Origin of the sequence: Pseudomonas helmanticensis, from assembly GCF_900182985.1 — a bacterium.
Lineage (GTDB): Bacteria > Pseudomonadota > Gammaproteobacteria > Pseudomonadales > Pseudomonadaceae > Aquipseudomonas > Aquipseudomonas helmanticensis.
In genome coordinates, this window is the sequence record NZ_FXUY01000001.1 from 2,176,461 (window position 1) to 2,186,491 (window position 10,031).

At 61.0% G+C, this 10,031-nt stretch carries 6 protein-coding genes; 5 read left to right on the forward strand and 1 reads right to left on the reverse strand.

Annotated elements, in window-relative coordinates:
* The first annotated feature begins 97 nt into the window (after positions 1-97).
* The 5 genes from pvdM to QOL84_RS09705 all read left to right on the forward strand — a co-directional run bounded on the left by pvdM (position 98) and on the right by QOL84_RS09705 (position 8,794).
* Positions 98-1,447: a pyoverdine-tailoring dipeptidase-like protein PvdM gene (pvdM, locus tag QOL84_RS09685; protein ID WP_283437070.1), complete on the forward strand. Its 1,350-nt coding sequence runs from the start codon at positions 98-100 to the stop codon at positions 1,445-1,447.
* 34 nt (positions 1,448-1,481) lie between these two features.
* Complete coding sequence (gene pvdN / locus QOL84_RS09690) at positions 1,482-2,774, forward strand: pyoverdine-tailoring periplasmic protein PvdN (protein ID WP_283437071.1); 1,293 nt, start codon at positions 1,482-1,484, stop codon at positions 2,772-2,774.
* A gap of 39 nt (positions 2,775-2,813) precedes the next feature.
* Positions 2,814-3,716: a dihydropyoverdine dehydrogenase gene (gene pvdO / locus QOL84_RS09695; RefSeq protein WP_400771085.1), complete on the forward strand. Its 903-nt coding sequence runs from the start codon at positions 2,814-2,816 to the stop codon at positions 3,714-3,716.
* 864 nt (positions 3,717-4,580) lie between these two features.
* Complete coding sequence (locus tag QOL84_RS09700) at positions 4,581-6,230, forward strand: cyclic peptide export ABC transporter (protein ID WP_283437073.1); 1,650 nt, start codon at positions 4,581-4,583, stop codon at positions 6,228-6,230.
* 152 nt (positions 6,231-6,382) lie between these two features.
* Positions 6,383-8,794: a TonB-dependent siderophore receptor gene (locus tag QOL84_RS09705; RefSeq protein WP_129391629.1), complete on the forward strand. Its 2,412-nt coding sequence runs from the start codon at positions 6,383-6,385 to the stop codon at positions 8,792-8,794.
* A 268-nt stretch (positions 8,795-9,062) separates the two neighbouring features.
* On the opposite strand, the gene QOL84_RS09710 is transcribed toward QOL84_RS09705, so the two are convergent.
* Positions 9,063-10,022, reverse strand: a complete 960-nt coding sequence (locus QOL84_RS09710) for an alpha/beta hydrolase (RefSeq protein ID WP_283437074.1) — start codon at positions 10,020-10,022, stop codon at positions 9,063-9,065.
* Positions 10,023-10,031: the final 9 nt, after the last annotated feature.

The window sequence follows — 10,031 nt, forward strand, 5'->3', positions numbered from 1 at the left end:
TTTCGGCGCACCTAAATTCCCTGGCCAATCACTCGTTCTTTCCAGATAGCGAAGGCCCCTGTGCCTGTACCTCGACGGCGAACTGACTGAGATGGCAATGACAAAACCACGTTCGAAGAAGGCTCTATTCATCGGCCTGCCGCTGGCCCTGGCGATCAGCGCCGGTGCAGGCTTTGCGGCCTGGGATTATTGGTACAGGGACAATCCCGGCTACCCGGCGAAGGTGCTCAAACAGGCCGATGAGTTGCAGGATCGCCTGCTCTCCTTCGACAGCCACATCACCGTGCCGCTGGACTTCGGCACCGCTGGCAATGAAGTCGACAAGGACGGTAGCGGCCAGTTCGACCTGGCCAAGGCCAATCGCGGTCGCCTCTCCGGCGCGGCGTTGACGATCTTCGGCTGGCCGGAAATGTGGAACGGCCCGAACGCGCCGCACAAACCCACCGACGGTTTTGTCGAGGAAGCGCGCAACCAGCAGGAAGTGCGTTACAAAATCATCTCGGGGATGGTCCGCGACTTCCCCAATCAGGTCGCGATTGCTTACACCCCCGATGACTTCCGTCGTCTGCATGGCGAAGGCAAGTTCGCCATCTTCATCAGCATGCTCAACGCCTATCCGCTGGGCAACGACCTGAACCTGCTCGACACCTGGGCTGTGCGCGGCATGCGCATGTTCGGTTTCAGCTACATCGGCAACAACCAGTGGAGCGACTCGTCGCGCCCGCTGCCGTTTTTCAATGATTCGCCGGACGCCCTCAACGGTTTGTCCGATGTCGGCAAGCAAGCCGTGCACCGCCTCAACGATCTGGGAGTGATCATCGATGTCTCGCAGATGTCGACCAAGGCGCTGGAGCAAGTCGCGCAACTGAGCCGCACACCGATGGTCGCGTCGCACTCGGCGCCACGTGCCTCGGTGGATATCCCGCGCAACCTCAGCGACAAGGAAATGCAGCTGATCAAACAAAGCGGCGGCGTGGTGCAAGTGGTCGGTTTCTCCGCCTACCTGCGCCCGCTGACTCAGGCCACGCAGGACAAACTCAACGCCCTGCGCGCACGTTTTGACCTGCCGCCGCTGCCGAACCTGGCCATGGCATTGATGCCGGGCGACCCGATCATCGCGGCGTGGCCGGAACAGAAGTTCGGTCAGTACGCCGGTCAGCTGTACGGCATTCTCGACGAAGAACCGAAAGCCTCGCTCAAGGATCTCGGCGATGCGATCGACTACACCGTGCGCAAGATCGGTATCGACCACGTCGGTATCGCCTCGGACTTCAACGAAGGCGGCGGCGTCAAGGGCTGGGAGAACGTCGGCGAGATCCGCAACGTCACCGCCGAACTGCTGCAACGCGGCTACTCCGAAGCCGATATTGCCAAGCTCTGGGGCGGCAACTTCTTGCGGGTCTGGGATCAGGTACAGAAATCCGCCAAACCGGTGGCGAGCCGATGAATTCTTCCCTTCTGATCACAAGTGAACCGCGCCCATGACTGACCGCCGTACCTTCCTCAAACAGGCCGGCATTCTCGCTGCCAGCCTGCCGCTGGGCGCCGCCGTGCATGCTCAGGCCCAGACCGCGCCGAGCGCAACAGCCGCACAACCGCTGGCGAAGGACAAATGGGCGCAGCTGCGACAGCTGTTCAATCAGGACCCGGATTACCTGCATTTTTCCAACTTCCTGATCACTTCGCATCCACGCCCGGTGCAGGCAGCCATCGACCGTCATCGCGCCACGCTCGACCGCAATCCCGGGCTGATGATGGATTGGGATCTGGAAGAAACCTGGAAGCATGAAGCCGATGTGCGTGAGTGGGCCGGTCGCTACCTGCAAGCCAAGCCGGCACAGATCGCCCTGACCGGCAGCACCACCGAGGGTCTTGCGGCCATTTACGGCGGCATCCATGTGCGCCCCGATCAGGAAATCCTCACCACGGTCCACGAGCACTATTCGACCGAGTTCACCCTCGATTTCCGGGTGAAGAAGGAAGGCACGCAGGTGCGCAAGATCAGCCTGTTCAAGGACGCCAACAGTGTCTCGGTGGACGAAGTGCTCAACTCTATTCGCCAGGCCATTCGTCCCAACACCCGCGTGCTGGGCATGACCTGGGTGCAGTCGGGCAGCGGCGTCAAACTGCCGATCGGCGAGATCGGCAAACTGGTCGAAGAGATCAACCGCCAGCGTGACGACAAGGAGCGCATTCTCTATGTGGTCGATGGCGTGCATGGTTTCGGCGTCGAAGACCTGAGCTTCCCGGACATGCACTGCGACTTCTTTATCGCCGGCACCCACAAGTGGATGTTCGGCCCGCGTGGCACCGGGATTATTTGCGCCCGCTCCGAGCAACTCAAGGACGTTACGCCGAGCACGCCGACGTTCTCCCAGGACACCGATTTCGCCACGAGCATGTCGCCTGGCGGCTACCACGCCTTCGAACATCGCTGGGCCTTGAGTGAAGCGTTCAAGTTGCACCTGCAACTGGGCAAGGCCGAGGTGCAGGCGCGTATTCACCAGCTCAACAGCTACCTCAAGCAACGCTTGCAGGAGCACCCGCAGATCGAGTTGGTCACCCCGTTGAGCCCGGCACTGTCGGCCGGTTTCACCTTCTTCCGGGTCAAGGATCGCGACTGCGACAAGATTGCTGCCTACCTGATGAAGAACCGTGTGGTGGTCGACGCTGTTGAACGCGACGTCGGGCCGGTGGTACGCACCGCGCCGGGGCTGCTCAACAGCGAGGCCGAAATTGACCGGTTCATGGCGCTGCTTGTTACGCAGCTGTGACCTTCACGACTTTTGTTTTCCCTTTGATCGAGATAACTCATGAACAGTGACATGCTCAAACGACCGCGCCATCTGCCGACCTTCAAAGTCCTCGCCGGGCTGGCCCTGACTGCGTTGCTCGCGGGCCTGCTGCCGGGTACCGCCGCCGCAGCCCAACCATTGCCGGCGGGCAAGGTGTTCAAGGACTGCAAGGACTGCCCGGAAATGGTGGTCTTGCCGGCCGGTAAATTCACCATGGGCACGCCGGACGATGAAGTCGGTCGCGAACCTGACGAAGGCCCGATGCACGAAGTGACTTTCGCCAAGGCGTTTGCCATGAGCCGCTTCCAGGTCACGGCTGGCGAATGGGACAGCTACGTCAAGGAAACCGGGGTGAAGATTGCCAACGGCGATACCCGCCCGGGTCGCGAATGCGTGGCGAGCAAACCGCGCTACAAACAGGAACCGCGCCAGCCGGCGGTGTGCATGGACTTCGCCGACGTTCAGGCCTATGTGGCGTGGCTGTCGAAAAAGACCGGGCAGAACTACCGCATGGTCAGTGAGGCGCAACGCGAATACGCGGCCCGCGCCGGCTCGACCGGGCCATTCCCGTTCCCGTTCGATGCAGAAGGCGAATACAGCATCGCCAAGCACGCCAACACCTATGGCCCAACCGACGGCTATAGCTTCACCTCACCGGTGGGCAGCTACCCGGCGAACGCCTTTGGCATGTACGACATGCACGGCAACGTCTACGAATGGATCGCCGATTGCGAACACACCAACTACATCGGCGCCCCGACTGACGGCAGTGCATGGGTCGAGCCTGGCTGCGAGTCCTACAACATTCGTGGCAACGACTGGGGCGAAGCACCGGTGTTTTCGCGCTCCGGCAACCGCAACAACATCTACCCATCGACCCGCGGCGACTGGATCGGCTTTCGCGTAGTGCGCGACCTCTGAACCACAACCCGATGATTCCTGTGGGAGCCGGGCTTGCTCGCGAAGGCGCAGTGTCAGTCAACATCATCGCTGAATGACACTGCGCTATCGCGAGCAGGCTCACTCCTACAATGGTTCTGCGCCAACCCGAATCCTCCATACACCACCATCCTCCTGTAGGAGTGAGCCTGCTCGCGATAGCGTCGTGTCAGGCAACATCATCGCTGAATGACACTGCGCTATCGCGAGCAGGCCCACTCCTACAATGGTTCTGCGCCAACCCGAATCCTCCGTACACCACCATCCTCCTGTAGGAGTGAGCCTGCTCGCGATAGCGTCGTGTCAGGCAACATCATCGCTGAATGACACTGCGCTATCGCGAGCAGGCCCACTCCTACAATGGTTCTGCGCCAACCCGAATCCTCCATACACCACCATTCCCTGTGGGAGCTGGCTTGCCAGCGATGAGGTCCGGTCTCACAAATTTGCATCGCCTGACCCACCGCCATCACGGGTAAGCCCGCTCCCACACTGGTTCTGCGCCAACCCGAATCCTCCGTACACCACCATCCTCCTGTAGGAGTGAGCCTGCTCGCGATAGCGTCGTGTCAGGCAACATCATCGCTGAATGACACTGCGCTATCGCGAGCAGGCTCACTCCTACAATGGTTCTGCGCCAACCCCCAATCCTCCATACACCACCATTCCCTGTGGGAGCTGGCTTGCCAGCGATGAGGCCCGGTCTCACAAATTTGCATCGGTTGACCCACCACCATCGCGGGCAAGCCCGGCACCTGCGCCGCCAGTCGGCGGCGGTGTAAATTAACCGCCTGACCAGACGTTCTATTGGGTATCTGCCTTTACGACCCAAGGAACTGTTCCCCCATGTCCCAGCCCTCACGCGGTGCCATCCACGAATTGTTCACGCTGCTCAAGCCGTTCAGGCTTGTCGTGACACTGTCGATCCTGCTGGGCATGGTCGGCGGTCTCAGCGTGACGGTGCTGCTGGCGACGATCAACTCGGCGCTGCACTCCGAAGCCGGCCTGACCCAAGGCGTGGTCGCCCTGTTCGCCGGTCTGTGCCTGCTGGCACTGCTCAGTTCGATCTGCTCGGACATCGGCACCAACTTCGTCGGTCAACACATCATCGCCACCCTGCGCAAACAACTCGGCGAGAAAGTGCTGTCGGCGCCAATCGAACAGATCGAGCGCTATCGCAGCCATCGGCTGATCCCGGTGCTGACCCACGACGTCGACACCATCAGCGACTTCGCCTTCGCCTTCGCGCCGCTGGCGATCTCGCTGACCGTGACCCTCGGTTGCATGGGCTACCTGGCGATGTTGTCGTGGCCGATGTTCCTGATCATGGTCGTCGCGATCATCATCGGCACGGGCATCCAGTACTTCGCCCAGGGTCGCGGCATTCAGGGTTTCATGGCCGCACGTGACGCCGAGGACGAACTGCAAAAGCACTACAACGCCATCGCTGAAGGCGCCAAGGAACTGCGTATCCACCGGCCACGTCGCCAGCGCATGTTCGTTTCGGGCATCAAGGCCACTGCCGAATTCATCTGCCGCACGCAGATCCGCTCGATCAATACCTTCGTGATCGCCAAGACCTTTGGCTCGATGCTGTTCTTCGTGGTCATCGGCCTCGCGCTGGCCCTGCAGACCTATTGGCCGAGCGCCGACAAAACCGTCATGAGCGGCTTCGTCCTGGTGCTGCTGTACATGAAAGGGCCGCTGGAACATCTGGTCGGCACCCTGCCGATTGTCAGCCGCGCGCAAATCGCCTTCCGCCGGATTGCCGAGTTGTCCGAGCAGTTCTCTTCACCGGAACCGCATCTGCTGCTCGACGATCAGGGTCAGAAAGCCCCGGCCGTCAGCCGTCTGGAACTCAAGGACGTCAGCTACGCCTTCCCTGCCGTACCCGGCAGCGAGCCGTTCCGTCTCGGCCCGGTGAACCTGACGATCGAACAGGGCGAGATCATTTTCATCGTCGGTGAAAACGGCTGCGGCAAGACCACCCTGATCAAATTGCTGCTGGGCCTGTACCCGCCGCAACAAGGCGAAATTCGCCTCAACGGCGCGAGCGTGAACGCCGAGACGCGCGACGATTACCGCCAGTTGTTCACGACGATCTTCGCCGACTACTACCTGTTCGACGATGTCGTGCAAGGCGATACGCATATCCCCGAAGACGCCAACAAGTACCTGCAACGCCTGGAAATCGCGCACAAGGTCAGCGTGCAGGACGGCAATTTCACCACCACCGATCTCTCCACCGGACAGCGCAAACGCCTGGCGCTGGTCAATGCCTGGCTCGAAGAGCGTCCGGTGCTGGTGTTCGATGAATGGGCGGCGGATCAGGACCCGACCTTCCGCCGGATTTTCTACACCGAGCTGCTGCCTGACCTCAAGCGTCTGGGCAAAACCATCATCGTGATCTCCCACGATGACCGCTATTTCGACGTTGCCGACCAGTTGGTGCGCATGGAAGCCGGCCGCGTCATGACGGAACTGGCACCCGCCTGACGGAGAAATACCGCAGCAAAAACAATCCCGCCTCTCGCGATAGACGTTTTTTTCGCAGAGTGCGGGATTTATTTTTCCGGTTTTTACGGGTTGTTGCGTCTAATTATCATTAACTACAAAACTGCACACGCATCTCAGGAGCATTTGAAGTAATGCACAGCCCATCTTTGTCCCGCGCACCCCTGGCAACGGCGATCCAGAAGCAGACCCAGCGCCAGGCCGTCCTGCCTCGCGCCCTGCTGACGACCTTGCTGCTGTTGGGCGCTGGTGAGGTGCTCGCCGCACCGACCAACGTCAACATCCCGGCTCAGCCGCTGTCCAGCGCCTTGCAGCAATTGGGTCAGCAAGCCAACTTGCAGATGATCTACAGCCCGGAAATGCTTCAGGGTCTGAAATCCAACGCGGTGTCGGGCAATCTCGAGCCTGAACAAGCGTTGCACGACTTGCTGCTGGGGAGCGGCCTGACGTATCAGATCACCGGGAATACCGTGTCCTTGACGCCAATCACCGGCGCTGCCGGCGATGCCATGCAGTTGGGCGCGATCTCGATCTCCGGCAAGGCGCCGGGGTCGCAGACCGAAGGCACCGGGCTGTACACCACTTATTCTTCCAGTAGCTCGACGCGGCTGAACCTGACGCCGCGTGAAACCCCGCAGTCGGTGACCGTCATCACCCGTCAGCGCCTGGACGACCAGAAGCTGACCAACCTGACCGACGTGCTCGACGCCACTGCCGGCATCGCCGTGACCCGCAACGGCATGGGCACCGAGAACGACACTTACTGGTCGCGCGGCTCGCAGATCCAGAACTTCGAAGTGGACGGCGTACCGACGTCGACCCGTCTGGACAACTACACCCAAAGCACCGCGATGTACGACCGCGTGGAAGTCGTTCGCGGCGCCACCGGTCTGATCAGCGGCCTGGGCAACCCGTCGGCGACGATCAACCTGATCCGCAAACGCCCGACTGCCGAAGCGCAGGCCAGCGTCACCGCTGAAGCCGGCAACTGGGATCGCTACGGCACCGGCATGGACGTGTCCGGCCCGCTGACCGAATCCGGCAACGTGCGCGGTCGTCTGGTGGTGGACTACAAGACCCAGGGCTCGTGGGTCGATCGCTTCAAGCAGGATTCGCAGCTGATCTACGGCATCACCGAATTCGACCTCAGCGAAGCCACCCTGCTGACCGTCGGCTTCAGCTACCAGAAAACCCAGGTCGACTCGCCAATGCGCGGCGGCTACTCGTCGTACTTCACCAACGGCGACAAGTCGCACATCCGTCGTTCACTGAATACCTCGCCGGACTGGTCGTACAACGACCACGATCAAACCAACTTCTTCACCTCGGTCGAGCACCAGTTCGATAACGGCTGGAGCGGCAAGATCGAATACGGTCACACCGAAAACAAGTTTGACCAACTCTATGCGGTCGCCACCGGCACCGTCGACCAGGCCAACGGTTCCGGCACCGGCCTGCTGCCAGTGCGCTGGTCGGGTACGCCACGTCAGGACAACATCGACGCCTACTTCACCGGTCCGTTCTCGCTGTTCGGTCGCGAGCACGAGCTGATCCTCGGTGTCACCGCGACCAACTACAAGGAAGCCACGCCAAGCTACGGCGACTGGCTGCGCGACTACAGCTTCAACGTTCCGGACATCAACACCTGGAATGGCAACTCGCCAAAACCGGACACCCCGGTGGTCAGCAAGGGCCACATGGAAGAGAAGCAGTTCGGCACTTACATGACCTCGCGCTTCCACGTCACCGACGACCTGACCTTCATCCTCGGCGGTCGTCTGACCGACTGGAAACGTGACACCGACACCAAGCCTTACGTCGGTGATGCGAGCACGGTGAAGGAACGCGAAACCGGGATCTTCACGCCGTACACCGGCGTGGTGTATGACCTCGACGAGAACTGGTCGCTGTACGCCAGCTACACCAAGATCTTCAACCCGCAAGCGTCCTACGTTCGCGACATCAACAACAAGTCCCTGGCGCCGACCGAAGGCAAGGGCTACGAAGTGGGCGTCAAGGGCACCTTCTTCGACGAGAAACTCAACACCAGCCTGGCCCTGTTCAAGCTTGAACAGGACAACCTGGCCGTATGGATGTCGGACACCCAGGCTTATCGCCTGGAACAAAGCACCGAGACCAAGGGCGTCGAGTTCGAGATGAACGGCGAACTGGCTGAAGGCTGGCAGGCATCCGCCGGTTACGCCTACAGCGTCACCACCAACGCCGAAGACCAGCGCATTGTCACCAACGCGCCACGTCACATGCTCAAGACCTTCACCTCGTATCGCCTGCCTGGCGTGCTCGACAAGATCACCGTCGGCGGTGGCGTGAACTGGCAGTCGAAGATCGGCGAAGACCTGCACTACTACGAGCAGGGCAGCTACGCGATCACCAACCTGATGGCGCGTTACGACATCAACAAGAACCTGAGTGCCTCGATCAACGTCAACAACCTGTTCGATCGCGAGTACTACTCGATGGTCTACTACGACGGCATCTACGGCGCACCACGCAACTTCATGACCAGCCTCAAGTACAGCTTCTGATCCCTGTACCCGGCCGTAAAAAACGCACCGTCTGACGGTGCGTTTTTTTATGCCCAAAATTCACCGCCCCCTGCACGACTGCACGACTGCACGACTGTAGGACTGTAGGACTGTAGGAGCTGTCGAGTGCAACGAGGCTGCGATCTTTTGATCCACCCGCTAAAAATCAAAAGATCGCAGCGTGCCGCAGCTCCTACAGGATTTTCGGGGGCCGAAAAAAGGCCGGAACGGCTTGCCCCGTTCCGGCCTTGTGCGTTGCCATGGTCGATCAGCTCGCCGGGTACAACGCCTGGCGCAGCACTTCGCTGAGTTCCTGATAGACGCTTTCAATCTCGCCGGTGACCATCGGCATCCGCAGGAAGTCGTGCACCAGTCCGGTGTATTCCTTGCACTGCACGACCACACCACTGGCTTCCAGACGTTGTGCGTAGGCATGACCTTCGTCGATCAACGGATCAAACCCAGCGAGTGCCAGATGCACCGGAGCAATGCCGCGCAAGTCCGGCGCCAGCAGCGGCGAGAAACGCCAGTCGCGGCGATCCTGCGGGGTACGCGCGTAATGCTCGTAGAACCACTCCAGCGTCGGACTCTCCAGCAGATAACCTTCGCTGAGCAGCTCGCGCGATTCACTGCTGCGCGACGCATCGGTCACCGGGTAGCAGAGCAATTGCAGGCACGGTTGCAGCCTCTGCGGATCCGCCGCCGCCTCGATCGCCAGCACGGTGGCCAACGTCGCGCCAACGCTGTCGCCGGCCAGCGCCAGCCGCGTGGTGTCGAGGTTCAATGCCGCTGCCTGTATGGCCAGCCAGGCCAGTGCATCGGCCGCATCGTGCAGCGCGGTAGGGAACTTGTATTCAGGCGCGCGGCGATACTCCACCGCCACCACCGCACACGGCGTGCGCTGGCAAAATTCGCGGCAAATGCCATCGTGGGAATCGAGACTGCCGACAACGAAACCGCCGCCGTGGAGGAACACCATTACCGGCAGCGGTTCAGTGCTGGCGGTGCTCGGGGTATAGATGCGCGCGGCCAGCGACTCACCGTCGCGCGTCGGGTAACTGAGGTCACGGGAGGCAACGCCCGGCACTTGCCAGCGCATCCGCGTCGACGACTGCTCGAAGGCTTGTCGCGCCTGCTCCGGCGTCTGCTGGTGAAAGGCCTGGGCATCGCCTGTCTGGTTGGCCTCGACCAAGTCGAGAAACGCACCGATTTCCGGATTCAAAGACATGAAGGACAT

What these genes read in the sequence shown, in the direction of transcription:
- pvdM (WP_283437070.1), top strand. Translation starts at nt 98, where the DNA reads ATGACAAAACCACGTTCGAAGAAGGCTCTATTCATCGGCCTGCCGCTG.
- pvdN (WP_283437071.1), top strand. Translation starts at nt 1,482, where the DNA reads ATGACTGACCGCCGTACCTTCCTCAAACAGGCCGGCATTCTCGCTGCC.
- pvdO (WP_400771085.1), top strand. Translation starts at nt 2,814, where the DNA reads ATGAACAGTGACATGCTCAAACGACCGCGCCATCTGCCGACCTTCAAA.
- QOL84_RS09700 (WP_283437073.1), top strand. Translation starts at nt 4,581, where the DNA reads ATGTCCCAGCCCTCACGCGGTGCCATCCACGAATTGTTCACGCTGCTC.
- QOL84_RS09705 (WP_129391629.1), top strand. Translation starts at nt 6,383, where the DNA reads ATGCACAGCCCATCTTTGTCCCGCGCACCCCTGGCAACGGCGATCCAG.
- QOL84_RS09710 (WP_283437074.1), bottom strand. Translation starts at nt 10,022, where the DNA reads ATGTCTTTGAATCCGGAAATCGGTGCGTTTCTCGACTTGGTCGAGGCC.